The sequence below is a fragment of the Belnapia sp. AC561 genome, from assembly GCF_979252845.1.
The window spans coordinates 76,094-99,442 of sequence record NZ_CEEDBP010000017.1; the positions used below are offsets into that span (position 1 = coordinate 76,094).

Annotated in this window: 25 protein-coding genes; 10 read left to right on the forward strand and 15 right to left on the reverse strand. The window is 69.7% G+C overall.

The genetic code is table 11. The annotated features are described in order from the left end of the window. Positions 1-61: 61 nt before the first annotated feature. The 5 genes from AC0IW9_RS15555 to AC0IW9_RS15575 all read right to left on the reverse strand — a co-directional run bounded on the left by AC0IW9_RS15555 (position 62) and on the right by AC0IW9_RS15575 (position 3,469). Positions 62-898: a metallophosphoesterase family protein gene (locus tag AC0IW9_RS15555; protein WP_471649186.1), complete on the reverse strand. Its 837-nt coding sequence runs from the start codon at positions 896-898 to the stop codon at positions 62-64. Continuing rightward, positions 895-1,545: a phosphonate ABC transporter ATP-binding protein gene (locus AC0IW9_RS15560; protein WP_471649187.1), complete on the reverse strand. Its 651-nt coding sequence runs from the start codon at positions 1,543-1,545 to the stop codon at positions 895-897. The genes AC0IW9_RS15555 and AC0IW9_RS15560 overlap by 4 nt, the downstream gene beginning before the upstream one ends. Then, positions 1,545-2,306 (reverse strand): phosphonate ABC transporter, permease protein PhnE, encoded by a 762-nt coding sequence (gene phnE / locus AC0IW9_RS15565; protein WP_471649188.1) that lies wholly within the window; start codon positions 2,304-2,306, stop codon positions 1,545-1,547. Before phnE ends, AC0IW9_RS15560 begins: the two co-directional genes overlap by 1 nt. Beyond that, positions 2,303-3,166, reverse strand: a complete 864-nt coding sequence (locus tag AC0IW9_RS15570; RefSeq protein WP_471649189.1) for a phosphate/phosphite/phosphonate ABC transporter substrate-binding protein — start codon at positions 3,164-3,166, stop codon at positions 2,303-2,305. The genes phnE and AC0IW9_RS15570 overlap by 4 nt, the downstream gene beginning before the upstream one ends. A 66-nt stretch (positions 3,167-3,232) precedes the next feature. Continuing rightward, on the reverse strand, positions 3,233-3,469 hold the full coding sequence (locus AC0IW9_RS15575; RefSeq protein WP_471649190.1) for a hypothetical protein: 237 nt from the start codon (positions 3,467-3,469) through the stop codon (positions 3,233-3,235). A 210-nt stretch (positions 3,470-3,679) separates the two neighbouring features. Here AC0IW9_RS15575 and AC0IW9_RS15580 point away from each other — a divergent pair, with 210 nt between their 5' ends. After that, positions 3,680-4,030: a hypothetical protein gene (locus tag AC0IW9_RS15580; protein ID WP_471649191.1), complete on the forward strand. Its 351-nt coding sequence runs from the start codon at positions 3,680-3,682 to the stop codon at positions 4,028-4,030. A gap of 18 nt (positions 4,031-4,048) precedes the next feature. On the opposite strand, the gene AC0IW9_RS15585 is transcribed toward AC0IW9_RS15580, so the two are convergent. After that, positions 4,049-4,969: a LysR substrate-binding domain-containing protein gene (locus AC0IW9_RS15585; RefSeq protein ID WP_471649192.1), complete on the reverse strand. Its 921-nt coding sequence runs from the start codon at positions 4,967-4,969 to the stop codon at positions 4,049-4,051. Between the two features lie 140 nt (positions 4,970-5,109). Here AC0IW9_RS15585 and AC0IW9_RS15590 point away from each other — a divergent pair, with 140 nt between their 5' ends. From AC0IW9_RS15590 to AC0IW9_RS15615, 6 genes are all read left to right on the forward strand, one after another. Continuing rightward, positions 5,110-6,453 carry an NAD(P)/FAD-dependent oxidoreductase gene (locus tag AC0IW9_RS15590; RefSeq protein ID WP_471649193.1) on the forward strand — a complete coding sequence of 448 codons (1,344 nt, stop codon included), beginning with the start codon at positions 5,110-5,112 and terminating at the stop codon, positions 6,451-6,453. Positions 6,454-6,475: 22 nt separating this feature from the next. After that, on the forward strand, positions 6,476-7,309 hold the full coding sequence (locus tag AC0IW9_RS15595) for a transporter substrate-binding domain-containing protein (protein WP_471649194.1): 834 nt from the start codon (positions 6,476-6,478) through the stop codon (positions 7,307-7,309). A gap of 8 nt (positions 7,310-7,317) precedes the next feature. Then, a complete protein-coding gene (locus tag AC0IW9_RS15600; RefSeq protein WP_471649195.1) occupies positions 7,318-7,980 on the forward strand; it encodes an amino acid ABC transporter permease in 663 nt (220 codons plus the stop codon). Continuing rightward, the gene (locus AC0IW9_RS15605) at positions 7,977-8,675 is read left to right on the forward strand and encodes an amino acid ABC transporter permease (protein ID WP_471649196.1); all 699 of its coding nucleotides are present in this window, start codon (positions 7,977-7,979) and stop codon (positions 8,673-8,675) included. Before AC0IW9_RS15600 ends, AC0IW9_RS15605 begins: the two co-directional genes overlap by 4 nt. An 11-nt stretch (positions 8,676-8,686) precedes the next feature. Further along, positions 8,687-10,195, forward strand: coding sequence for an argininosuccinate lyase (gene argH / locus AC0IW9_RS15610; protein WP_471649197.1), 1,509 nt, complete (start codon positions 8,687-8,689; stop codon positions 10,193-10,195). Positions 10,196-10,305: 110 nt separating this feature from the next. Then, complete coding sequence (locus tag AC0IW9_RS15615) at positions 10,306-11,592, forward strand: serine hydrolase domain-containing protein (RefSeq protein ID WP_471649198.1); 1,287 nt, start codon at positions 10,306-10,308, stop codon at positions 11,590-11,592. A 31-nt stretch (positions 11,593-11,623) separates the two neighbouring features. Here AC0IW9_RS15615 and AC0IW9_RS15620 read toward each other — a convergent pair whose 3' ends face one another. Next, positions 11,624-12,313, reverse strand: a complete 690-nt coding sequence (locus tag AC0IW9_RS15620) for a hypothetical protein (protein ID WP_471649199.1) — start codon at positions 12,311-12,313, stop codon at positions 11,624-11,626. Positions 12,314-12,392: 79 nt separating this feature from the next. Further along, a complete protein-coding gene (locus AC0IW9_RS15625) occupies positions 12,393-13,655 on the reverse strand; it encodes a Gfo/Idh/MocA family protein (protein WP_471649200.1) in 1,263 nt (420 codons plus the stop codon). A 380-nt stretch (positions 13,656-14,035) separates the two neighbouring features. Between AC0IW9_RS15625 and AC0IW9_RS15630 the strand changes: the two genes are divergently transcribed. Further along, positions 14,036-14,722 carry an SOS response-associated peptidase gene (locus tag AC0IW9_RS15630; protein WP_471649201.1) on the forward strand — a complete coding sequence of 229 codons (687 nt, stop codon included), beginning with the start codon at positions 14,036-14,038 and terminating at the stop codon, positions 14,720-14,722. A 71-nt stretch (positions 14,723-14,793) separates the two neighbouring features. Here the strand turns inward: AC0IW9_RS15630 and AC0IW9_RS15635 are convergent, their stop codons facing one another. The 5 genes from AC0IW9_RS15635 to AC0IW9_RS15655 form a co-directional block, all read right to left on the reverse strand. Beyond that, positions 14,794-15,804, reverse strand: a complete 1,011-nt coding sequence (locus AC0IW9_RS15635) for a hypothetical protein (protein ID WP_471649202.1) — start codon at positions 15,802-15,804, stop codon at positions 14,794-14,796. 7 nt (positions 15,805-15,811) lie between these two features. Then, a complete protein-coding gene (locus AC0IW9_RS15640) occupies positions 15,812-16,489 on the reverse strand; it encodes an alpha/beta hydrolase family protein (protein WP_471649203.1) in 678 nt (225 codons plus the stop codon). Positions 16,490-16,559: 70 nt separating this feature from the next. Then, positions 16,560-16,841 carry a hypothetical protein gene (locus AC0IW9_RS15645; RefSeq protein WP_471649204.1) on the reverse strand — a complete coding sequence of 94 codons (282 nt, stop codon included), beginning with the start codon at positions 16,839-16,841 and terminating at the stop codon, positions 16,560-16,562. 146 nt (positions 16,842-16,987) lie between these two features. After that, positions 16,988-19,255, reverse strand: coding sequence for a xanthine dehydrogenase family protein molybdopterin-binding subunit (locus AC0IW9_RS15650; protein ID WP_471649205.1), 2,268 nt, complete (start codon positions 19,253-19,255; stop codon positions 16,988-16,990). Beyond that, positions 19,252-19,710, reverse strand: a complete 459-nt coding sequence (locus tag AC0IW9_RS15655; protein ID WP_471649229.1) for a (2Fe-2S)-binding protein — start codon at positions 19,708-19,710, stop codon at positions 19,252-19,254. Before AC0IW9_RS15655 ends, AC0IW9_RS15650 begins: the two co-directional genes overlap by 4 nt. A 760-nt stretch (positions 19,711-20,470) precedes the next feature. Between AC0IW9_RS15655 and AC0IW9_RS15660 the strand changes: the two genes are divergently transcribed. Together AC0IW9_RS15660 and AC0IW9_RS15665 are read left to right on the forward strand one after the other, a co-directional pair. Next, positions 20,471-20,686, forward strand: coding sequence for a hypothetical protein (locus tag AC0IW9_RS15660; RefSeq protein WP_471649206.1), 216 nt, complete (start codon positions 20,471-20,473; stop codon positions 20,684-20,686). Between the two features lie 248 nt (positions 20,687-20,934). Beyond that, positions 20,935-21,168, forward strand: coding sequence for a hypothetical protein (locus tag AC0IW9_RS15665; RefSeq protein WP_471649207.1), 234 nt, complete (start codon positions 20,935-20,937; stop codon positions 21,166-21,168). A 51-nt stretch (positions 21,169-21,219) separates the two neighbouring features. Here the strand turns inward: AC0IW9_RS15665 and AC0IW9_RS15670 are convergent, their stop codons facing one another. Both AC0IW9_RS15670 and AC0IW9_RS15675 read right to left on the reverse strand, forming a co-directional pair. After that, positions 21,220-21,747 (reverse strand): DUF2243 domain-containing protein, encoded by a 528-nt coding sequence (locus AC0IW9_RS15670; RefSeq protein ID WP_471649208.1) that lies wholly within the window; start codon positions 21,745-21,747, stop codon positions 21,220-21,222. A gap of 183 nt (positions 21,748-21,930) precedes the next feature. After that, a complete protein-coding gene (locus AC0IW9_RS15675; protein WP_471649209.1) occupies positions 21,931-22,290 on the reverse strand; it encodes a hypothetical protein in 360 nt (119 codons plus the stop codon). Between the last annotated feature and the right edge of the window lie 1,059 nt (positions 22,291-23,349).

A 23,349-nucleotide genomic window follows, 5' to 3' on the forward strand; every position in this document is an offset into this window, starting at 1 on the left:
GGGCCTGTCGAATTCGGTCATGCTGGCCTCCCCTGGCGGGGATGCTGGGCGTGACGGGCGGCTAGGGCAAGCCCGGCGTCCAGGTCGTGGCGGGCGGGTCGAGGCGCCGGCCGCGGCGGGCCCGCTCGGCCTCCGGCAGCACGTCGCCGCTCGGCCAATGGCCGCTGCCCAGCGCCTCGGCATAGCCGCCGGTGAGCCCGGCCGCGCGCATCGCAGCGGCGGCGCCGGCATGGTCGTAGTCGAGCGCATGATGCTCGATGCGGATCGCCCCGGCCTCCGGGATCAGCAGGGAGAACCAGGCGCGCGGCGTGCCGTCATCGGCCGGCATGCCGATGGCCCCGGCATTGTGCCAAAGCCTGGTACCGACCAGCCGGGTGAAGGGCATCCCGCAATGGCCGGCGATGACGCCCTCCGCGCCGGTCGCCGCGATCTCCCCGGCCAGCACCGCATCGGGGGCAGAGGCGAAGAGGAAGCGGTTGATGCTGCCGGCGCCGCCATGGATCGCCGCCAGCCGCCGCCCGCCGAGCCGCAGGTCGATCCGCCGCGGCAGGGCCGCCATCCAGGCGCGGTGGCGCGGGCCGACCTGGGAGGCGGCATGGGCGAACCAGCCGCGCGACAGCAGGTCGCAGGCGGTGCCTGCCTCGAAGCCGCAACCGCAATCCTCGCCGCCCTGGGCGAGGCTTTCCTCGCAATTGCCCATCACCGTGGCGATGCCGCTGGCCATCATCAGGTCCAGCGTCGCCGCCGCATCGGCGCAATAGGCGACGACGTCGCCGGTGCAGAGCATGCGCCCGGGCGGGATGCCGCGCCGCGCCGCCTCGGCCAGCAGCGCCCGCAGCGCCTGGAGGTTGGAATAGGGCCCGCCGAAGCAGAGCAAAGGGGCGTCGATGTCCATCATGCCTCGCTGATCCTGCCGTCTTCCAGGCGCAGCCGCCGGTCGGCGAATTGCGCCGCCAGGCCGGGCTGGTGCAGCGCGACCAGCACCGCCAGGCCGCGGCCGCGGGCCAGGTGGCGCAGCAGGCCCAGCACCATGGCCGCATTCTCCGGGTCGAGGCTCGCCACCGGCTCATCCGCCAGCAGCACCGGCGCCCGCTGCAGCAGCGCCCGGGCGACCGCGACGCGCTGGCGCTGGCCGCCGGAGAGATGGGCGGCGCGGCGGTCGCCGAAGCCTTCCAGTCCGACCTCGGCGAGGCAATCCGCCGCCGCCCGCCGCTCCGCCGCCGGCCAGAGCCCGAGCGCGGGAGGCCAGAAGCCGCAGCGGCCGAGCGCGCCGACCAGCACGTTGGCCTCGGCGCTGAGCCGCCCGGCCAGGGCATGCTGCTGGAAGACCAGCGCCGGCCGCACCCCGCCCGAGGCGACGCTGCCGCCATGCGGCAGCAGCCCGGCCAGCGCCCGCAGCAGCGTCGTCTTGCCGGCGCCCGAGGCGCCTTCCAGCGCCACCACCTCTCCCGGCGCGACGGAGACCGCGACGCCGCGCAGCACCGGCCGTCCGCCGAGCTGCACATCGATCTCGTCCGCTATCAGTCCCCGGCGCGTCTCCAGCATCAAAGCAGGCGCCGGCGCAGCGCCGCGGAGAGGCGGTCGGCGGTCATGACCAGGGCGACGATGAGGATCAGGATGGCGAGCACCCGGGCGAAATCCAGCAGGTCCACCGCATTCTTCAGCTCCTGCCCCAGACCGCCGGCGCCGACCAGGCCGAGCACGGTGGAGGCGCGGATATTGAACTCCCACACGTAGAGCAAGGCGGAGCTGGTCTGCGGCAGGGTCTCCGGCAGCAGCACCACGGCGGCCGCCTGGGCGCGGCTGGCACCCGCGGTCAGCGCCGCCTCGACCGGGGCGAGGTCGGCGGCCTCCAGCGCCTCCGACCAGAGCTTGGCGATGGAGCCGGCGGAATGCAGCGCGACGCCGAGCATGCCGGCGAAGGGGCCGAGCCCGACCGCGGCGACGAAGATCAGTGCGAAGACGAAGCCGTCGATCCCGCGCAGCGCATCGAGCAGCGCCCGCACCGGATGATACAGCGGCGGCCAGGGCACGATCGGCCGCGCCGCGAACAGGGTCAGCGGCAGGGCAAGGCAGGCTGCCACGCTGGTACCGAGGGTGGCGATGGCGACCGTCTCGGCGGCGCGGCGCAGCAGGTCGTCGAGGCCGGAGAAATCCGGCGGGAAGGCGCCCGCCAGCCAGCGGCCGAGCCGCGGCAGCCCGGCCAGCAGCCGCGGCAGGTCGGGCTCGACCACCAGGATGCAGGCGGCGTTCACCGCCACCAGCCCCAGGACCCAGGCCGCCCTTTTGGCAATCCGCCGTGTCACCCGCCGCCGATCCGCCCGAGCGCCCGGCCGGCCGCCTCGATCAACGCATAGCTGTCGGGCTTCGCGGCGATCCAGCCGGTGTAGTTGGGGGGCATGACCTGGGCCGCCTGCTCCGGCCCGATCGCCAGCGCGGCCTCGCGCAGCGCCGTCTTCAGCCCGGCGTCGAGGTCGGCGCGGACCGCCAGCGCGTCGTTGGGCAGCGGCTCGGAGCGCCAGACGACCTTCACGTCGGCCTCCCGTACCCGGCCGGCGGCGATCATCGCGGCGAGGTTGCGGTCGTAGTCGGTGGCGAGGTCGACCTGGCCATTCGCCACCGCGAGGTCGTTGGCGGGGTGGGAGGCGCCGTCGCGGTACCTGAAGTAGCTGCGCGGATCGATGCCCTGGGTCTTGAACCAGTAGTGCGGGATCAGCCAGCCGCTGGTCGAGCCGGCATCGGCGAAGGAGATCGAGAAGCCGCGGGCATCCTCGGGGAAGCGGGTGATCGCCAGCCCGGGCCGGGCGATGATGATGGCCTGGTAGGTCGGCTTGCCCTGGTAGCAGACCACCGCCAGCGCCTCGGCATTGGCGCGGTCCTTGGCGAGGACATAGCCCCAGGGACCCATCCAGGCGACATCCACCTGGCCGGTCGAGAGCGCCACGGCGATCCCGGCCCAGTCGGTGGTGACGGTCAGCTCCAGCGGCCGGCCGAGCGCCCTCGCCAGATGGCCGAAGAAGGGCTCGTAGGCCCGGCGGGTATCGCCGGCGGTCGGCTGGAAGGGGCCGACGGCGCAGCGCAGCGGCCGGCCCTGGGCCAGCAGGGGGGTGGCGCTGAGGCCAAGCAGCGGGGCGGCGGCAAGCAGGTGGCGTCGGGACAGGGTCATGCGGGATTCCTTTTCCTGACCCTTCGTCCTGGCCCTCGGCAAGGATGCGGGGCTCCGGGACAATTCCTAGAGGGCGCCGTGCAGCGGCGGCTGGGGCAGGCCGGTCGCCTCGGCAACGGCGGCATAGCGCAGCGGCTGGCGGCGGGCCACGGCCAAGGTCAGCATGGCGATGGCGGTGGCCTCCGCGGCACCGGCGACGCCGCAGAGGCAGGGCAGCGCATCCTCCCCGAAGGACTTGCAGTAGCGTGCGGCGGCGGCATCGAGGGTGGGCGCCGGTGGCGAGGGCTTCTCCTGGCGAGGCATGGCATTCTCCTGGGACATGGATCCGGCTGGACGGTCCCGCATCTCCATATGGGCCTGATCCACGCTGTGCCTCGCATCCATCCGGTGGATGGACTTCATCCGGGCTTCGCATTGGCCACCGGCGGCGGCGACGACCATCTTCCGGATCAAGCCAAGGCCGGCAGGGCTTTCAGCCCGCAGCACCGGCCTTCCCGGATGGAGAAGCAGACCATGACCCGCACGACCCTATTTGCCGCGCTGATTGCCCTCGGTGCCGCCGGCGCCGCCCAGGCCCAGAGCCAACCCCTGGACCAGGGGCCCCGCCTGATCGGCGGCGGCGATGGCCCGCAGGTGATCTACGACGTGCCCAGCCAGAACATCGTGGGCGGCGGCTATGCCCGGCTGACCGGCGAGGGCAATAGCCGGAGCGTCGCATATTCCGGCCCGACCATGGCGCAGCCCGGCTCCGGCCTGGTCGCCAGCCTGGTGGGCGGCGGCCGGGAACAGGCGCTGGCCTATGCGCCCGCCCCGGGCAGCAGCGCCACCCTCGCCGGGACGCGGGTCGGCAGCCCGCGCGGCTGATCGCCCCGCCGCCGCGGGTCAAAGGCCCGAGGCCTGCGGGGCCAGGCGCGCGGCGGTCTGCCTCGCTTCCTCCCGCAGCACCGCGGCGAAGGCCTCGGCCAGGCGATCCGTCGTCGCGTTGCGCGGCCGCAGCAGGCGTGAGGTGAACAGGACCTCCGGCGCGAAGGGCCGGATGGTCAGCGCCAGGGTGGCGTGGTCCTCGGCCACCACCGGATTGACCACGGCGACCCCGAGACCGGCCGCGACCATGGCGCAGAGCGTGGCGCCATATTGGGTCTCCAGCCGCATCCGCGGCACCAGCCCGGCCGTCTGGAAGGCATCGTCGGTGGCGTGGCGGGCCCCCTCCTCCAGCGCCAGGGCGAGGAAATTCTCGCCCGCCAGATCCTCCGGCCGGGCGGCGCGCCGCAGCCGGCCGAGCCGATGCCCGCGCGGCACCGCCAGCACGCCGGGCAGCGAGATCAGCGTCTCCTCCTCGACCGCCGCGAAGCCGTCGCGCGGGGCGGCGAGGCCGAGCTCGCAGCGCTGGGTCGCCACCCATTCATAGATCGTGCTGGACGGCCGGACCTGGAGGGAGACCGTGGCCTCCGGGAATTGCGCCATGAACCGGCGCAGCGCCCGCGGCAGCAACCCGCTCGAGAGCGCGGTGAGGCAGGCGATGCGCAGCCGCCCGGTGCCGAAGTTGCGGATATCCTCCGCCGCCACCCGCAACCGGTCGAGGCCGATGAAGGACCGGTCGACCTCGCGCAGGAACGCGGCGCCCTCGGGCGTCAGCCGCGCCGCGCCCTGGCCGCGCAGGAACAGGGCGAAGCCCAGCGAGGCCTCCAGCCGGGCGATGCTGCGGGTGAGCGAGGGCTGGCCGGTGCCCAGCACCCGCGAGGCGCGGGAGAAGCCGCCATGGCGGGCGATGGCGCGGAAGACCTCGATCTGCCTCGGCTCCAAGCCCATGCCTCCTGAGCATCGAAAGCCTGGTTTGAGGCATTTGACGGCATCGGCCAAGCCGGGGGTGAATGCCCGCGGTTCGCGCTGCCGCGTGACCCCGCCCTGTCCGCCCGCGCCGCCGCAGGAGAGATGCTGGACTGATGACCCCCTTCCATCCGGATTTCCGCGCCGAGCCCTATTGGTGGGATGCCGCCCCGCCCGAGACGGCCGAGGCGGCGCCGCTGCCGGCAGAGGTGGAGATGCTGATCGTCGGCAGCGGCTTCGCCGGGCTTTCGGCGGCGCTGGAGGCGGCGCGGGCCGGGGTTGCCGTGGCGGTGCTGGATGGCGGGGCGCTCGGCGGCGGCGCCTCCTCCCGCTCCGGCGGCATGGTCAGTTCCGGGCAGAAGCTGGTGCTGACCGAGGCGCTGCGCGGCCTGCCCGCCGCCAAGACCGCCGCGGCGCTGGAGGACAGCCAGGTGACCTTCGAGTTCCTGAAGGCGCTGGTCGCGCGGGAGACGCTGGATGCCGACCTGCAGCTGGTCGGCCGCTTCTTCGGCGCCTTCACCCCGGCGCATCTGGCGACCCTGCATCGCAACGCCGAGACGCTGCGGGCCAAGACCGGCGTCAGCATCCGCATCCTGTCCCGGGCGGAGCAGCGTGAGGAGGTCGGCAGCGACTATTTCCACGGCGGCTTCGTCGTCGAGGACTACGGCGGGCTGCATCCGGCGAAGCTGAACCGGGCGCTGCGCCAGGCGGCCCGCGGTGCCGGCGCCGTGCTGCACAGCCATGCCCGCGTGCTGGGGACGGAGCGCCGGGCGGATGGCCGGCACCGGGTGCGGACCTCGCGCGGCGCGGTGGTCGCGGACCATGTGCTCTTCGCCACCAACGGCTATACCGATGCGGCCAGCCCCTGGCTGCATCGCCGCATCATCCCGGTGATGAGCTATCAGATCGCCACCGAGCCGCTGCCGCCCGCGCTGATGGACCGGCTGATCCCCCACCGCCGGATGGTCACGGATAGCCGGAAGGAGCTGACCTATGCGCGGCCCTCGCCGGATGGCACGCGGATATTGTTCGGCTGCCGGCCGCGCGCGGTGCAGGCCGAGCCTGAGGCGCTGGCGCTGCGCCTGCGCGTTCGCATGCTGCGGATCTGGCCGGAGCTGGCGGAGTACCGGATCACCCATGCCTGGGGCGGCTTCGTCGGCATGACCGCGGACCGCCTGCCGCATATCGCCGAGCAGGACGGCGTGATGCATGCCGTCGGCTGCAACGGCAATGGCGTGGCGCTGATGACCTATCTCGGCTGGCATGCGGCGCAGCTGGTGCTGGGGCGGACCAACCGGCGCGCCTTCTTCGCCGATATCCCCTTCCCCGCCCTGCCGCTGCCGGGCGCCGCGCATCGGCTTGCGGTGCCGGTGATGAGCGCCGCCTATCATGCCCGCGATTTCGTGGCGAACCCGGCGGAAATCGTCGCCGAACGGCTCGGCCGGGTGCGCAAGGCCTGAGCCCCCAACCGGAGAGATGCCCATGACCATGCTTCGCCGCCGCCTTGCCGTCGCCGCCCAGGCTTTCGCCCTGGCCTTGGCCGGCGCCCTCCCCGCCATGGCGCAGCCGCTGCCGGAGGCGATCCGTAGCGCCGGCGTGCTGCGCGCCGGGGTGCGCTGCGACCAGCCGCCCTATGGTTTCCGTGGCTCCGACGGCGGCTATGCCGGGGTGGAGGTGGAGATGGCCCGGCAGATGGCGGCCTGGGCCTTCGGCTCCGCCGACAAGATCGAGCTGAGCTGCGTCACCGCGGAGAACCGGATCCCGCAGCTGCAGGCCAGGCGCGTGGACCTGCTGATCGCCACCCTCGGCATTACGCCGGAACGGGCGCGGGTGGTCGATTTCTCCGAACCCTATCGCTGGGGCGGCTCCGACCTGCTGGTGAAGAAGGACAGTCCGATCCGCAGCCTGGACGATGTCCGCAACCGCACCGTCATCATGCTGCGCGGCACCACCCAGGCCGGCTGGTTCGATGCCAATATGCCGGGGCTGAACAGCATGCGGCTGAATACCGCGGCGGATGCGCTGACCGCGCTGCTGCAGGGACGGGGCGAGGCCTATGCGCATGATGCCGCGACCCTGGTGGTGATCGCTGCCCGCGACCCGAACCTACGGCTGGTGGGCGAGGCCTTCGCCGTCTCCGATGCCGCCGTCGGCATCCGCAAGAACGAGGCGGAATGGATGGCCTGGGTCAATGCCGCCCTGGCGCGGATGAAGGCTGAAGGCCTCTACGCGACCTGGCTCGAGAAGTGGGTGCCGGCCGAGACGCGACCCTTCTACGCCTCCGCCTTCAACGACCCGCGTCCGGCCGCGCGCTGATCTGACCGATGGAATTCGACCTCGATTATCTGCTGCGGCAATTGCCGGCGCTGCGGGCAGGGCTGCTGCTGACGATCGAGGCGAGTGGCATCGCCATCCTGCTGTCGCTGGTGCTGGGCCTGCTGGGCGCCAGCATCCGGGTGCTGCGGGTGCCGCTGCTGGCGCCGCTGGTCGCCGGCTATGTCGAGTTCATCCGCAACACGCCGCTGCTGGTGCAGCTGTTCTTCGTGTTTTTCGGGCTGCCGGTGATCGGGCTGACCCTGTCGCTGTTCTGGTCCGGGGTGCTGGCGCTGGTGCTCTGGGCCGGGGCCTTCCAGGTCGAGAATATCCGCGGCGGGCTGACCGCCGTCTCGCCCGGACTGCGGGAGGCGGCGCGGGCGCTGGGGCTCGGCCGGGCGCAGTACCTGCTGCTGGTCGGGCTGCCGTTGGCGGTGCGGATCGGGCTGCCGGCGATGCTGAACACCGGCGTCTCGCTCATCAAGAACAGCGCCTATCTCTCGGCGATCGGGGTGCAGGAATTCTCCGGCGTCGCCTTCGACCGCATCGCCTCCGACTTCCGTGCCTTCGAGATGCTGGCGGTGCTGCTGGTCGGCTACCTCGCGGTGGTGCTCAGCCTCTCGGCCAGCGTGCGGATGCTGGAACATCGCCTGCAGGCGCCCTTCCGCCGATGAGCCTGATCCTCGAGAACCTGCCGCTCTTCCTCATCGGCCTGCAGGCGACGCTGTCGCTGGCGGCGGTGACGCTGGCGGCCTCGACCGTGCTGGGTGTCACGCTCGGCACCCTGGCCAGCCTGAAGTCGCGGCCGCTGCGCGCCGTGGTCGCGCTGTACGTCGAGACCTTCCGCGACATCCCGCTGATCGTCACCATCTTCGCCATCTTCTTCGGCGCGCCCTTCCTCGGCGTGCCGCTGGCGCCCTTCCCGGCCGTGGCGCTCGGCCTCTCGCTCTGGGGCGGGGCCAATGCGGCGGAGATCGTGCGCGGCGGCATCCGTTCGGTGGACAAGGGCCAGGCGGAGGCGGCGACGGCGCTCGGGCTGCGGCTCTGGCAGATCTACCTGCGGGTCCTGTGGCCGCAGGCGCTGCGGGCGGTGCTGCCGGCCTATACCGGGCTGCTGGCGCTGATCATCCAGTCCACCTCGCTCGGCGCCCTGGTCGGCGTCACCGAATTCCTCAAGGCCGGCGGGCTGGTGATCGAGCGCAGCACGGTCATGCTCGGGATCAATCCGGCCTTCGAGATCTATGGCTTCGTGCTGCTGGTTTATTTCGTCATCTGCTCCATCCTCACCGCGCTGTCGCGCTGGCTGGAACGCCACCTGGCCGCGGCCGGGCATCGGCCGGTGGCCGCGCCCGGCGCGCTGCAACTCTGAAGGTCCCGCGCATGTCCGCCTCCAAGGTCAGCCGCCGCCTCACCCAGGGCATGGCGCCCGAATTGCTGGAGCATATCTACCGCCCGCGCCTGGCCGGGGAATTGGTCGCGGCCTTCCCCTATCTCTCGGCCCTGAACCAGGCGCATCTGGCGATGCTGGCGCGGCAGGGGATCCTGGCGCCGGCCACCGCCGGGCGCATCGCCGCCGCGCTGCTGCGGATGGAGGCCGAGGGCCCCGGCGCGATCGAGCCGGACCCGGCGCTGGAGGATGCCTATTTCAACGTCGAGGCGCGGCTGATCGCGCTGACCGATGCGGATACCGGCGGCCGGCTGCACATCGGGCGCAGCCGCAACGACCTTTCGGCGGCGCTCGACCGGCTGCGCGCCCGCGACACGCTGCTGGACCTGCTGGAGGCGGCCAATGCCCTGCGCCACACCCTGCTCGAACGCGGCGCCGGCTTCGCCGAGGTGGTGATGCCGGGCTATACCCATCAGCAGCCGGCCCAGCCCATCACCTTCGGCTTCTACCTCACCGGGCTTGCCTCCGCCCTGCAGCGGGATGCGGCGCGGCTGGTGGATGCCTGGAAGCGCATCAACCTCTCGCCCATGGGCGCCGCGGCGCTGGCCACTACCGGCTTCCCGATCGACCGCGTGTACACGGCCGAGCTGCTGGGCTTCGAGGGCGTGCTGGAGCATGGGCTCGATTGCGTCGCCAGCCGCGACTTCGCGGTGGAGCTGACCGCGGCGGCGGCGCAGATGGCGCTGACCCTGAGCCGCTTCGCGCAGGACATGTTCGTCTTTGTCAGCCATGAGTTCGGCGCGGTGGAATTCCCCGACAGCGTCTGCGGCACCTCCTCGATCATGCCGCAGAAGAAGAATCCCGTGGTGCTGGAACATCTGAAGGCGAAGGCGGCGCATGTGGCGGCGGCCTTCGGCTCGGCGGCCGGCTGCATCCGCGGCAGCCATTTCACCAATACGCTGGATGCCCACCGGGAGGGCCTGTCGATGGTCTGGCCCGGGCTGCTGGAAGCGCGGCGGGCGCTGGCCCTGGCCGGGATCGCCGCCGCCACGGTGGAGCCGAATGCGCCGCTGCTGCTGGCGCGGGCGCGGGCCAACCACTCGACGGCGACCGACCTGGCGGATCTGCTGGTGCGGCGCGGCGCGATGGATTTCCGCACCGCGCACCACGTCGCCGGCGCCGTGGTGCGGATGCTGATGGACCGCGGCCTCGGCGCGCATGAGGCGACCCTGGAGATGGTCGAGGCAGCGACGCAGCAGGAAGCCGGGCGCGCTTCCGGCCTGACCGCGGCGGAGGTCGCGGAGGCCCTGGACCCGGTGCGGTCGGTCGCCTCGCGCCAGGTCGTCGGCGGCCCGGCGCCGGCCGAGGTGCGGCGCATGGCGGCGGCGATGACGGCCGTGCTGGCCGGCGACGAGGCCAGGGCCGCCGGTTGGCGCGAGATGCTGGCCGCGGCCGCGGCGGCACGGACGGCGGCGGTGCGCAGCTTGGCCGAAGCCGCCTGAGGCCTCGGCGAGCCATATCGTTCCCGGGCCGGTCCCAACAATCGCTTCCTGTCCCGCCGAGGCTGGGTGAAGCTCGGCATCGCCGCGAGGCGGCGACGGAGGACACGACAATGGCAGACCAACCGCAGAATCGCCGCACCCTGCTCGGGGCCGCGGCCGCCACCACCCTCGGCTCCATCGCGGGCGCGGATCCCGCGGCAGCGGCCGGGGCGGAGGGCGCGGCCAATCTCCGGGCCGGAATCGATGCCGTCCTCCGCAAGGCCGTGGAGGCGCGGGACGTGCCGGGCGTGGTGGCGATGGCCGCGACGGACCGCGGCGTCTTCTACGAAGGCAGCTTCGGCACGCGCAATCTCTCGGCCGGTCCGGCGATGACGCCGGATACCGTGTTCCGCATCGCCTCGATGACCAAGGCCGTCACCTCCGTCGCGGCGATGCAGCTGGTCGAGCAGGGCAAGCTCACGCTGGACGAGCCGGTGCCGGGCATCGACCAGGCGCTTGCGGCACCGCAGGTGCTGGATGGCTTCGATGCCGCGGGCAAGCCGCAGCTGCGGCCGGCGAAGCGGCCGATCACGCTGAAGCATCTGCTGACCCATACCGCCGGCTTCAGCTACGAGCAGTGGGATGCGAATACCGCGCGCTACGTCCAGGCGACCGGCATGCCCTCGACCAGCACGGGCCGCATCGCCTCGCTGCGCATGCCGCTGGCCTTCGATCCCGGCGACCGCTGGGAATACGGCGTCAACATCGATTGGGTCGGGCTGCTCGTCGAGCACGCCAGCGGCCAGAAGCTCGATGCCTATTTCCAGGAGCATATCTTCGCCCCGCTCGGCATGAAGGACAGCGGCTTCGCCATCACCCCGGCGCAGCGGGCGCGCCAGGGGAGCGTGCACCAGCGGCAGGCGGACGGCACCCTGCAGCCGCAGCCCTTCGAGACGCCCTTCACGCCGGAGTTCTGGGCCGGTGGTGGCGGCCTCTATTCGACGGCGGCCGACTACATGACCTTCCTGCAGATCTTCCTGCACGGCGGCAGCTTCAACGGCGCCCGCATCCTGCGGCCGGAGACGGTCGCGCTCATGGGCCAGAACCAGATCGGCGGCATCGAGGCGGGCATCCTGAAGACGACCGAGCCGCGGCGTTCCACCGATGTCGATTTCTTCCCCGGTGCGAGCCTGAAATGGGGCCTCGGCACCATGATTAACATGCAGCCCGGTCCCCAGGGCCGCAGCGCGGGCTCGCTGACCTGGGCCGGGCTGTTCAACACCCACTACTGGATCGACCCGGCCCGCCGGGTCGCCGCCCTGATCATGACCCAGGTCCTGCCCTTCGGCGATGCCCGCACCATGGCGGTCTACGGGGCCTACGAACGTGCGGTCTACGATGCCCTGAAGGCGGCCTGACCGGCGCAGGGGACGGGCCGGCCCGGCGGCCTCACGGACCACCCCGCAGGACATCGCCGAGCATGCGGCCCAGGGCCCGGCCCGCCTCCCCGCCCAGGCCACCCTGCGGCGGGCGGAAGGCGGTCTGGTCCTGCGGCCCGTAGCGGAGGCTGATCGCCTCCGCCTTGTCCCGCTGGCCTTCCTCCTGCGCACGCAGCGGCACGCCGTCGCCGGTGATGCAGACGCGGACCGGGCGCCGCGACGATGACGCCTGGCGCGGCACCAGGCGCCAGACCGTGCAGGGCAGGCCCGCCACGCGGTCGGTGCCTTCGCGCCGTGCCTGGGCGGTGGACAGTTCGCGCTCCGCGGCCTCGGCGCGGCTTGCCAGCCGCGGCAGGTCGACCATGAGGCCGGTACTCTCCTGCACGGCGAAGGCACGGCCCGCGCCCCGGTCGATGACCACCCGGCTGCCCGGCGGCAGGGGGATGCCGCCGAAGGAGGCCGGCGCACCCGCCTCGGCTTCGGCCCGCAGGGCCCGCAGCGCCGCCGACCAGGCCAGGCGGAGATGGAGCTGCTGGCCATCCCGCTCCACCCGGTAGGTCACGGTGACGTCCCGGTTCGGCGGGAAGACCGGGCGGTCCTGGGCGGCGAGGGGCCGGGCCAGGCTGCCCAGCAGCAGCAGGGCGCCGGCGGAGGCGAGGATGGTCCCGGATCGTGGAAATGCCTGTCCCGATGCGTTCATCGGGGCAGCCTAGCATCCCACGGGCATCCGGTCGCCCGGCTTGCGGCAGCCGACCGGGGCATCATCCGGCGGTGGTGCCTCAGCCCGGCCCGGCGCCGCGGAAGGGATCGGTGCCTGCCACCGACGGGATGGCCACCGCCCTGCCCTCCCGCGCCGAGCGGTAGAGCGCTTCCATCAGGACCTGGTCCTGCAGCCCTTCCTCGCCCGGCGTGCGCGGCACGGCGCCCTGCAGGATGCAGGCGGCGAAATGGTCGATCTCCAGCGCGAACTGGTTCTTGGCCCCCAGGCGCAGTTCCTCGACCGCTTCGTCCTGCCCCTTGCGGCGCGCGACCCGCAGGCGCTGGCCGCGATAGGCGAAGGCATTCTCGAGGTCGATCCAGCCCTTCTCCAGCCGGATGCGCAGGTCCTTGCTCTCGTGCGCGCCGTAGCTCGTTGCGCAGTTGGCGATGGCGCCCGAGGGGAAGCGCAGCATGAAGGCCATCGTCTCCTCGACCGTGGCATAGCGGTCGTCGCCTTCGGGATTGACGATGCGGGCGAAGACCTCGACCGGCTCCTCCCCCAGCATCGCCCGCACGCCGTTCAGGCAGTAGAGGCCGATATCCGGCAGCGCGCCGCCGCCGGCCAGCGGCGCCTTCAGCCGCCACTGGCTGCCGGGGCCCTGGACCTGGGTATTCACCGCTTCCAGCACGCGCGGGCGGCCGAGCTCGCCGGAGCGGATCAGGCGGATCGCCTCGCGGTTGGAGACTTCGTACTGGCAGCGATAGGCGATCATGAGCTTCACGCCCGCGGCGCGGCAGGCTTCCACCATCTCCCGCGCCTCGGCCGCGGTATTGGCCATCGGCTTCTCGCAGAGCACATGCTTGCCGGCCTTCGCCACGGCCAGCACGTCGTCGCGGTGCCGGCCATTGGGGGTCACGACATAGACCGCCTTGACCCGCGGGTCGTCGGCGAGTTTCCCGACCTCGTCATAGCCGTACACGGCATCCGCCGGGATGCCGTATTGCGCGGCGACGGTGCGCGCCTTCTCCGGGCTGCCGGAGACCAGGGCGACCGGGCGCGCCGAGGTGCAGGCCGCGAAGGCGGGCAGGATCTCCTCCAGGCTCAGCCGGCCGAGGCCCATGATGGCGAAGCCGACCCGCTGGTCCGGCGGCAGCGGTGCGGGCGGCGGGGCGGCCGGCTTGTCCGCCTCGCCCCGCCAATTCTCGAATTCCACGGCGCCGTCCTTCGCCATGCCCAGGTCGATGGGCGCGGGGGGCAGGATACCAGCCGGCATCGGCAGCATGGGCCCGTCCGGGGTGCCGGGGCCGTTGGCGCGGATCGGGCTGGGAGACTTGTCGGTCATGGCATCGGTCTTTCCAGGGAATGAGGCGGCGGATGCGGACCGGGGTGGGATCGCCGCGTCCGGGCGAAAGGCCAGGACGGGATCCGGCCCGCACGGCATCGCCGCGCGTCTGCAACGCGCATGGTGCCCGGCCTTTTCCCGATGCGAGGTTAGGATCGGTGCGTTCTCACTCGGCAGGCAGAGGGGCATGTCGCTCCTCGGCGCGTTGGCGTCCGGCCGCGCCCGGAATTAGATGGCGTAGAGCGCGGACAGGAAGACCAGGATCAGCACCGTGCCCACCGCCGTGCCGGGTCCAGGCGCGCCGGACCGGCGTTGCGGGCTGCCGTCGCAGCCGAAAGTCAAGCGTTGGCGCTGCCACAGGCGGGATGGAGCGGCTGGGCATGTGCAATCTCTACAGCATCACCAAGGGCCAGCAGGCGATCCGCGAGTTCACCAGGGCCATGACCGACCGGGCGGGCAACCTGCCGCCGCTGCCGGGCGTCTTTCCCGACTACGCCGCGCCGATCGTCCGCAACCAGCCGGAGGGCCGGGAGCTTGCCATGGCCCGCTGGGGCATGCCCTCGCCGGCCTTCGCGCTGAAGGGCCGCAAGACCGACCCCGGTGTCACCAACGTCCGCAACGTGGCGTCGCCGCACTGGCGGCGCTGGCTCGGCGTCGAGCATCGCTGCGTCGTGCCCTTCACCAGCTTCTCGGAGAACGAGACCCTGCCGGACGGCAGCCACCCGCCAGTCTGGTTCGCGTTTGATGAGGCACGCCCGCTGGCGGTCTTCGCCGGGATCTGGACGCGCTGGACCTCGGTGCGAAAGCTCAAGGAGGGCGAGACGACCAATGACCTCTTTGGCTTCCTGACGACGGCGCCGAATGGCGAGGTGGGAGCGGTCCACCCCAAGGCCATGCCGGTCATCCTGACCACGCCGGAGGAGATCGACCAGTGGATGACCGCGCCGGCCGAGGCGGCGCTGACGCTGCAACGGCCGCTGCCCGATGGCGCGCTGGTCGTCGTCGCCCGCGGCCAGAGGCAGGACGGTGCCGAGCGCTCCGCTCCGTCTCCTGGCCTGTTGCTCTGACATAGCGGACGAACCAGGCAGCACGATCGCCGGTCAATGACACTTGCTCGCCACGTCCAGCGGCAGCGGCCCTACCGCTGCTGCAGGGAAAGCCGCAGGCCCTGCTGCAGCATGTGCTGCCGCAGTTCACGAGCGCCGGGCAACTGATGCTGGGTGACGAAGGTGATGGGATCGGCGCCGGAGAAGGGCGCGCCGGAGAGAGGCTCCCGGAGCCACTGGCGAGGTTCCAGTCCCAAGGCATCCAGTGCAGCATCGATATCCTGAAGCTGCGCCATCATCTCGTTCTCGGCCTCCGACAGCTTGAAGCGGGGCCGCGTACCCTTCTGCGTCAGCCCACCGGCATGGCCCAGCAGGGCCAGGGCATCGAGGTCCGACACACCCCAGCGGTCCACGAGAGACCAGAAGACAGTGGAGGAGACCTGGCTGGCCGAGGGTGGTGGAACAGGGGCGGGGCTCGGCGATGAAGCGACAGCAGCCGACACCTTGCCGCGCTTCGCCTTGAGGATCGGGTTTGCCGGGCTCGAAGCTCCATCGTCAGGCGTCTTTTGACGCCTAGACTTTGGCCGCGCTGGCGCGGCCAGCGACTCATCAGCCTCGGAAGCCGGTGATGCTGAACGCCTGGGCACGGGGATGGGCCGAACAGGTGATACGGCTCCGGCCAGTTCCTCCCTGCCGAGATCGACTTCGAAATGCTTCGACAGGCAATCCAGAAGCGCGACGGCACGCTCGATCTGGTCCCGCAGTGCCGGCGCATCCGGGGCCTTCGGTAGGCGGCCATCAGGAAGCAAGCCGCGGTCCTGGTGGAAGTCACCCGCCAGCTCCTCGAGGCGCGCCTTGACCGGATTACTCTCGTCCAACGCTCCGGGCTCGGCCTCGGACGGATCGGCTGGCAGTCCTCGCTCCGGCGTGACGGTTGCCGCAGCCATGTAGGATACCGCGGACGATGCACTCATCGCGGCATTCCGCAGGCTGCCGCTCTTCATCAGGACGCCTGCATCCCGCAACCCGGCATTGGCCAGGCGCAGCAGATTGGCGATGGCCCGACGGAGGGGTACGGAGACATGCTTGGCCGGTGACATCATGCGGTACTTATCGGCGCGCCGTGGCGGCTATCCATCGGACAAGCTCATCGAGCATCTCCGCCAGCACCTCCGCGTCTGCCCGGCCTGATCGTCTGGGAACATGGAAGGCGTGATCACCGTCATCGACTTTGAAAAGGCTTGCCCGCTGACCCAATTTCTCGACCACAGCCTCAAGCAGGGTCATGTCCGCCAATGCATCCCTGGTCCCCTGCAGGAACAGCATGGGACTGTCGATCCGGAACAAATGCGCCGCGCGCGTGTCTGACGGCTTCTTCGCCGGGTGCAGTGGAAACCCGAAGAAAACCAAGCCCTGTACCGCGGGAAGTGCGGCTTCTGCCTGCGCCTGCGATGTCATCCTGCCACCAAAGGATTTGCCGCCGGCGAAAAGCGGCAATGAAGGCACGAGGCGGGCCGCTACCGCCACGGCGGCACGGACCGTGGCCTGTGCCAGGGCGGGCTTATCAGGTCGCTTCGAGCCACGCTCCATGGAGGGAAACTGGTAGCGCAGCGTGGCAACCCGCCGCTCGGCGAGGCCGTCGGCGACCGCCGCCATGAATGGATGGGTCATCCCCGCGCCTGCACCATGCGCAATCACGCAACAAGCGATCGCCATTTCAGGAATTTGCAGGATGCCGGATACGGCAGCCATTCCGTTCACTTCGATCTGCAGGGCAGTTGTGGACATCGGCCAGCCGCATCCCACCGTCATCCTGAGCTGCCCGCAGCAACGATACCAAACAGAGGTTACCTGAGGCTTATGGCGCGATCTGGCGCCTTGCCTGACCCAGGCTATCGAGGCAGCCCGCGTCATTACCCTGCGCCGCCATGGCCCGGGCCTTCTCGATACTGGCCTTGGCCTGCATCACCCGGTCGCCGCCGGCACCCGCATCGGCTGCCCTCTGGTTGGCCTGGGCCTCACGCGACGGGTCCTGAAAGGGTGGCGTGGGGGTGGTGGCGCTTGGCTGCAGCGCTTGCCCCTCCCGCGCCGCAGCCACGGCCTGGCCGCCGGAGGAGGCGGCGCCTGCGGTGCCCGCCATATTATCCAGCTGCTTCTGGAAAGCATCGAGTTGATCGGTGCATGGCGAAGCCAGGACGGGGCCTGCCAGGGCCGCTCCGATCAAACACGCCCCGAGCCACATCGCCGGGCGCAATCCGCAGAACCTGACTCGCATCGCTTTGCCCCTCACGTCGTCAACTGGTCACGGATCGGCAGTTGCCGGATCCGCTTGCCCGAAGCAGCGAAGACCGCGTTGGCGATCGCCGGCGCCACCGGCGGCAACCCCGGCTCGCCGACGCCGCCCAGCGGCCCCTCGTAGCTGCCGGACGGCACCAGATGCACCCGGATTTCCCGCGGCGTACTTTCCATTCGGGTCAGTTCGTAGCTGTCGAAATTGTTCTGCTCAACACGGCCATCCTTGAAGCTGATCTCGGCCGAGGTGGCGAGGCCCACCCCCATGACGACGGCGCCTTCCATCTGCGAACGGATGCGTTCCGGGTTCACCTGCGGCCCGCAGTCGATGGCGATGTCGACGCGCGGGATGGTCAGGGCGCCGCGGTCGCCGACCTCGACCTCGACCGCCACCGCGACATGCGAGACGAAGCTGTAGTGCCCGGCGATACCGAGCCCCCGCCCTGCCGGCATGGCGCGGCCCCAGCCGATGCCGGCGGCGGCCGCCTCGATCACCCGGCGGAGCCGGCCGGTGTCGATCGGATAGCGCTTCGGGTCCTCGCCATGGTTCCAGACGTCGCCGATGCTGGTCGGGTCCACCACCCGCGCCGGGCCGATCAGCTCGAGCAGGTAGTCCTTCGGGTCGCGTCCCGCGGCATGCGCCAGCTCGGCGACGAAGGACTGGATGGCGAAGGCATGCGGGATATTGGAGACCGAGCGGAACCAGCCGATCCGGGCATGCGCCTGCGCCTCCGGATTCTCGATCCGGATGTTCGGGATGGCGAAGGGCGTGTTGACCAACCCCATGCCCAGTTCGAAGGGCAGCTCATGCTTCGGGTCGGGCGCGAAGATGGACCCGATGGTGGGTGCCGCGCTGCGATGCAGCCAGGCGACCGGCTTGCCGCCGGCATCCAGCCCCGCCTCGATCCGCTCGACCGAGACGGTGTGGTAGAAGCCGTGGTGGATGTCGTCCTCACGGGTCCAGGTGACCTTCACCGGGGCGCCGTCCATTGCCTGGCTGCAAAGCCCCGCCTCGAGCACGAAATCAGGCTTCGACTTCCGGCCGAAGCCACCGCCGAGCAGCGTCACGTTCACCCGGACCTTGTCCTCAGGCAGCTTCAGCCGCTCGGCCAGTCGGGTGCGGGTGGCCTGCGGTGCCTGGGTGCAGGCCCAGGCCTCACAGACCCCGTTGCTGATCCGCACCAGGGCCGCCGGCGGCTCCAGCGGCGTCTGGGCGAGATGCGGGATGTAATATTCCGCCTCCAGCTTCTTCGCGGCACCGGCCATGGCCTTGTCCACGTCGCCGCCGTTGCGCACCACCTTGGCCGGCTGCCGCGCCGCGGCTTCCAGCGCTGCGCGGTAGGGCACCGAGGCATAGCCGGCGTGCGGCCCGTCGTCCCAGGTGATCTGGAGCTTGTCGCGGCCCTGCATCGCCGCCCAGGTATTGCGGGCGATGACGGCGATGCCGCCGAGCGGCTGGAACTCGGAGGGGATAGGGGGTGGGTCGATGGCGACGACCTTGACCACGCCGGGCACCTTCATCGCCTCGGCCGCATCGAAGCGGGTGACCTTGCCGCCGAAGACCGGCGGGCGCGCCACCACGGCGTAGTACATGCCCTCGGCCCGCGCATCGATGCCGTAGATGGCCCGGCCGGTGGTGATGTCGCGGTTGTCGAGCAGGCCGTTAGCGTCCTTGCCGATCAGCCGGAAGCTGGCCGGGTCCTTCAGCCGCAGCCCCGCCCGGTCCGGTGCCGGCAGCGCGGCCGCGGCCTTGGCCAACGAGCCGAAGCCGAGCGAGCGCTGCGTCGCCTGATGCAGCACCGCGTGGTTCGCCGCCTTCACCTCGGTGACCGGCACGCCCCATTGGGCCGCCGCAGCCTGCTCCAGCATCATCCGCGCCGCCGCGCCGGCATGGCGCATCGGGGTGAAGAAATGCCGCAGGCTGCGCGAGCCGTCGGTATCCTGGTTGCCGAAATGTCCTTCATCGGCCCAGGCCTGGGTGACGCGGACGCGGGCCCAATCGGCCTCCATCTCCTCGGCCACCACCATCGGGATGGAGGTGCGCACGCCCTGCCCCATCTCGGAGCGATGGCAGGTGACGGTGACGGTGCCGTCCTCGGCGAGCGCGATGAACAGCTTCGGGTCATCGCGCCAGCCGTTTGGCATGCCATCGGCGCCGAAGCCCTTTGCCTGGGCCTGTGCCGGCGGGATGCCGATGGCGAGCACCAGGCTGCCGGCGCCGAAACCTGCCAGCAGTCCGCGCCGGCTGATGTTCTCGATCATGTCCGGCCTCCCTTCGCGGCCTGCTTGATCGCGGCCCTGATGCGCGGGTAGGTGCCGCAGCGGCAGAGGTTGCCGCTCATCGCCGTATCGATATCGTCGTCGCCGGGATTGGGGATGTCCTTCAGCAGCGAGGCCGCCTGCATGATCTGCCCCGCCTGGCAGTAGCCGCATTGCGATACATTGAGGTCCCGCCAGGCGACCTGCACAGGGTGGTCGCCCTGCTCCGAAAGCCCCTCGATGGTGGTGACCTTCGAACCATCAATCGAGGAGATGGACGTCTGGCAGGCCCGCACCGCCGTGCCGTCGACATGCACGGTGCAGGCACCGCACAGCGCCTGGCCACAGCCGAATTTTGTGCCGGTCAATCCCAGCTCATCCCGCAGGAACCAGAGCAACGGCATCTCGCCATCGCCATCGTATCGGCGTTCCATGCCATTCACGGTCAGCGTCGCCATGTCGTCGATCCTTGCCAGGGGTTGCAACCAGACTAGACCATTTGCGCGTTGCAGCGGCAGACCAAGCTGCACTCATCGCGAAACCGCGAAAGCAGCAACGCAACTGTCGAAATGTCTTGGCGCCTTCCCCTAGGCAGGCGAGCTCAAGTCACTCAGTTTTAGATCGTTTTTGTATCATTCTGCGTCGTGGCCGGCGGTGAAGTAGTTGATGCGAAGGTGCCGGTGATGCGGCCGATGCTGCGCCCGGGGTCATCGAGGGTGCGCTCATCCGTCTTGCGCAGCCTGGCTTCAACTTGGCAAATTCTCACCCGGTGGAATTGAAGTCCGGGCTATGGGGGGGGTTGGAGCAGGCTCGTCCCTGCAGCCTCGATCGCGGCCCTGACGCCTGCGCCCCTGTGGCTGCCGAGATTGTCCGTCACCGCGATGCCGCCGGGGTGGAGCTCGTGCAGCAGCACCTGTCCTATGTGGTTTGGAGAAGGCGAGCCGCTGATTGGCCCGTCCGGGGCCGCGGTGTCTCGCCTGACCGAGAGCAGGCGGTCGATGGTTTGGCCGCGGCTGGCGACCGCGCCGTACAGGTAGGCTCAGCAGCCCTTCACCGTCACATACGTCTCGTCGGCCGGCCACGAGCCGTTGGAGAGCAGCGGGTGGAGCCGGAATCCGCTTCTCCAGCTCCGGTGTCCAGGCCGGATCCAGCGGAAAATCGCGGCGTGTATGATGGTGACGCCGCGGTCCTGCAGCTGCTGCGCGTATTTGAATTCCGATGATCCATCATCTCACCGGAACGCCGCTTTCGGTGCAACGCGACATCAACCGATTGGCAACAGCCGCGGTTCAATCACCAGAAGTGCTCGGCATGCTGCGCGACATGGTGGTCGAACCAATGGTGATGGATCTTGCGCAAACTGCAGCTTACGCGGAGCGCGAGCGGGCGAAATGGGGTGGCATCATTCAGCGCGCGGGGATCGAGCCAGAATAATTTCAGCGTGGAAGCAGCCTCGACGCGAGCAAAGGCGCTGTGGCTATGTCAGTCGACGAACGACTGACTGTCTGGAACTCTGACTATGACCCCAGATCCAGAGCAAAATCCGAACCGTCAGAGTCATTCGGAATTCCTATAGGTCTTGGAGACTGGTCACCCTGCCGGCTGGGCACGGAGGCCAGCTTGCATTGCGAGAAGCCTGTCTAGATCGGCGCTTCCGGCTGGTGACGACGGTTGAGGGCGGCATGTCATGGCGCACTACGGCCGATCGCTTCGAGGTTGCGGCTGCGACGGCGGTTCGCTGGGTGCGGGTGTGGCGTGCCGCGGGCATCACCCAAACCAAGGCCAAAGGCGGCGGCCTTCGGTCGGGGTGGATCGCGGTCTACCAAGACGCCATCATGTTGCCCCAGACGAATGCCGAAGCTACTGCACCGTCGCAGGATACGAGCCTGCATGATCGGATTGCTCTGGTGACCTGATAACGACACGGTCGGTCGGTTGGTCGCTAAACTATCCAGACACCAAAACGCTCATTCTACGGCGCCAGCTATTGCTGGGCCAGTATTCCACTGGCCACGCCGCCACAGCAACCAGCCGCCGACGAGCATTGCCGCACCCCAGGCAAGGAAGCCAAGGTCCCACCAGATCCAGAGCGAGCGCGGCACCGTCTCGTTCACATGATGCAAGCCGAGGATGTGATGGTCGATTATCCCCTCGATCAGGTTGAAGAGGCCGAAGCCCATCAGCAGGGTCCCGGCCAGCAGCTTGCCAGACCAGCGTAGATGCGCCCGCCGTGCCCGCCGCCACAGAATGGCCAAGCCAGCGACCACGAAGACATAGGTGCTGGCGTAGAATAGCCCATCGGCCAGAGTATTGAGTTGCAGATTGGCGATGCTATTGGCCGGGTAACCGGCGCTGGTCAGCATGTGGTGCCATTGCAGGACCTGGTGCAGCACGATGCCATCGAAGAAGCCGCCAAGTCCAAGGCCGAAGAGGATGCCGGCGGCCGTTGGAAAGGCCGTGGTCTGGCGGGCGGAGGGAGTTACGTCCAGACTCATACGGGGGGCTCCTCGCTGCGGCCAGCCCTAGCGCCGCCCTCTCAGGCAATCGCTCAACCAAGCCTGAAGTTCGCTCTGCGCGTCGTCAGGCCGCTTGCCATACGCTAAGCTCGGGAGGCCGACGCGAACTTCTTGCGGCCTCTGCATCGAATGCCAGCCGGCCCTCAGGAATGAAGCGTCTGGCTAGTTCCGGACCATGGTTTTGAGAGTCCAACGCGAGCCGCGTGGTAGCGAAGGGTCAAGCCCAGCAACGCTGGCTACTCGAACTTCAACGTCCGGATCCCGAATGCCCGGGGCAGAGACAACATTGAGGCGAATGTCCGGACCAATGACCTTGCAGGCTGCAGCACTCATCCGGTCAGCAGCAGCGCGGTCATTGTCTTCCAGCGCGCGGCGGACTGCATTGATCTGATCTTGGCGCGGACAGAGCACGGCACCATCCATAGTGAAGAACGGCTTATCAAACCGGACCGCTTCCTGCCCAACGGCTACAAAGGTGACCACGGCAAATGCTGCCAAAACCGCAATAAATTTTGTGCGCATGGTGTCCTCCCCAGCCGGCTGAGCGCGTGGAATAACCTACGGGCCCTGCTGAGAAGCATGCAACTGAACTGGTGAGCATCTTGACCTGCGGAGACCATTCCGGGCCATCTACGGCGAAGGTTTCTCCCAAGGCATCTCACCGCTCCGGCTGTTTGCGATGTCGTCGGTTTGACGGACTGATAGATCCCGTCGCAGCCAGGCTATCAGCCTTCGGCCTCCGCTGACGCGCCCTTCCCCGCTATCCGGTCAAGCCAAACGTCGAGATCTGCGCGCAGCCCTATCAGCATCCACTTGATGCCTCCATGACGGCGAGGTCCGGCGAGACCCAATTCAAGGAGGTTGAGGGCGACATGCCCATGCAGGACGGCTGCGAGGGGAGTTGCACGGCGCATGGCCATTGAGGAAGCTCCAGGGGGGTTCAGCGTTATCGCTGTCATTGCCTCCCTTGAGGCTGCCGCAGCCATTTTCCCCGCTCTGTAGCAATAGCTTCGTCGCCCCAGCCCCAGGCGTTGCTGGTGGCCCGTCCAGCCTGCGATGCTGTTCCGCTCCCCAAGTCGGCTGCATCCTATCTAGCGTTCCGCCAAGCCAGCTTACTCAACGGCAGCAAAACCAAGTTGAAATTCATCTCAGGGTTGTGTATTTGGCAAACTACCTAACCGCAGGGTGAAGCCATGCCCACCATGATCGAAGCCGCCGCTCCCATTCGTTCCGAGTACTCTCAGGAAGGTACCGGCTGGATCGGCTACGTTTTTGGTTGCATCATAGGACTTACTGGGTTTTGCGGCATGCTTTGGCTGGCCAGTTAGTTCCACCGGCCTATCGGCCACGCTTTGGGTTGCGTTGCAGGCGGCCCTGCACCGCCTTCCGCTCGACTTTTACCCTGACCAGGGCGTTCCTCGGAAGATCTCGCCAACCCGTCGTCGGTCCAGCTGATCCGAGGCGGCCATTGGAGCTGGAGGACTTCCCCAACCGCCTCGCGGGCGGGTGGCTTCGCTGAGGCGGACATGCCCAACCCCTTTCCTGGCTGATGCCTTAGCGACGGTCAGTTCCCGATTTGGG

Coding starts and splice junctions, on each gene's coding strand:
- AC0IW9_RS15665 (WP_471649207.1), top strand. CDS start 20,935: ATGTCATGGCGCACTACGGCCGATCGCTTCGAGGTTGCGGCTGCGACG.
- AC0IW9_RS15645 (WP_471649204.1), bottom strand. CDS start 16,841: ATGGCGGGCACCGCAGGCGCCGCCTCCTCCGGCGGCCAGGCCGTGGCT.
- AC0IW9_RS15580 (WP_471649191.1), top strand. CDS start 3,680: ATGACCCGCACGACCCTATTTGCCGCGCTGATTGCCCTCGGTGCCGCC.
- AC0IW9_RS15670 (WP_471649208.1), bottom strand. CDS start 21,747: ATGAGTCTGGACGTAACTCCCTCCGCCCGCCAGACCACGGCCTTTCCA.
- AC0IW9_RS15590 (WP_471649193.1), top strand. CDS start 5,110: ATGACCCCCTTCCATCCGGATTTCCGCGCCGAGCCCTATTGGTGGGAT.
- argH (WP_471649197.1), top strand. CDS start 8,687: ATGTCCGCCTCCAAGGTCAGCCGCCGCCTCACCCAGGGCATGGCGCCC.
- AC0IW9_RS15620 (WP_471649199.1), bottom strand. CDS start 12,313: ATGAACGCATCGGGACAGGCATTTCCACGATCCGGGACCATCCTCGCC.
- AC0IW9_RS15560 (WP_471649187.1), bottom strand. CDS start 1,545: ATGCTGGAGACGCGCCGGGGACTGATAGCGGACGAGATCGATGTGCAG.
- AC0IW9_RS15655 (WP_471649229.1), bottom strand. CDS start 19,710: ATGGCGACGCTGACCGTGAATGGCATGGAACGCCGATACGATGGCGAT.
- AC0IW9_RS15600 (WP_471649195.1), top strand. CDS start 7,318: ATGGAATTCGACCTCGATTATCTGCTGCGGCAATTGCCGGCGCTGCGG.
- AC0IW9_RS15595 (WP_471649194.1), top strand. CDS start 6,476: ATGACCATGCTTCGCCGCCGCCTTGCCGTCGCCGCCCAGGCTTTCGCC.
- AC0IW9_RS15605 (WP_471649196.1), top strand. CDS start 7,977: ATGAGCCTGATCCTCGAGAACCTGCCGCTCTTCCTCATCGGCCTGCAG.
- AC0IW9_RS15640 (WP_471649203.1), bottom strand. CDS start 16,489: ATGTCCACAACTGCCCTGCAGATCGAAGTGAACGGAATGGCTGCCGTA.
- AC0IW9_RS15615 (WP_471649198.1), top strand. CDS start 10,306: ATGGCAGACCAACCGCAGAATCGCCGCACCCTGCTCGGGGCCGCGGCC.
- AC0IW9_RS15675 (WP_471649209.1), bottom strand. CDS start 22,290: ATGCGCACAAAATTTATTGCGGTTTTGGCAGCATTTGCCGTGGTCACC.
- AC0IW9_RS15650 (WP_471649205.1), bottom strand. CDS start 19,255: ATGATCGAGAACATCAGCCGGCGCGGACTGCTGGCAGGTTTCGGCGCC.
- AC0IW9_RS15660 (WP_471649206.1), top strand. CDS start 20,471: ATGATCCATCATCTCACCGGAACGCCGCTTTCGGTGCAACGCGACATC.
- AC0IW9_RS15630 (WP_471649201.1), top strand. CDS start 14,036: ATGTGCAATCTCTACAGCATCACCAAGGGCCAGCAGGCGATCCGCGAG.
- AC0IW9_RS15555 (WP_471649186.1), bottom strand. CDS start 898: ATGATGGACATCGACGCCCCTTTGCTCTGCTTCGGCGGGCCCTATTCC.
- AC0IW9_RS15625 (WP_471649200.1), bottom strand. CDS start 13,655: ATGACCGACAAGTCTCCCAGCCCGATCCGCGCCAACGGCCCCGGCACC.
- AC0IW9_RS15570 (WP_471649189.1), bottom strand. CDS start 3,166: ATGACCCTGTCCCGACGCCACCTGCTTGCCGCCGCCCCGCTGCTTGGC.
- AC0IW9_RS15575 (WP_471649190.1), bottom strand. CDS start 3,469: ATGCCTCGCCAGGAGAAGCCCTCGCCACCGGCGCCCACCCTCGATGCC.
- AC0IW9_RS15635 (WP_471649202.1), bottom strand. CDS start 15,804: ATGATGTCACCGGCCAAGCATGTCTCCGTACCCCTCCGTCGGGCCATC.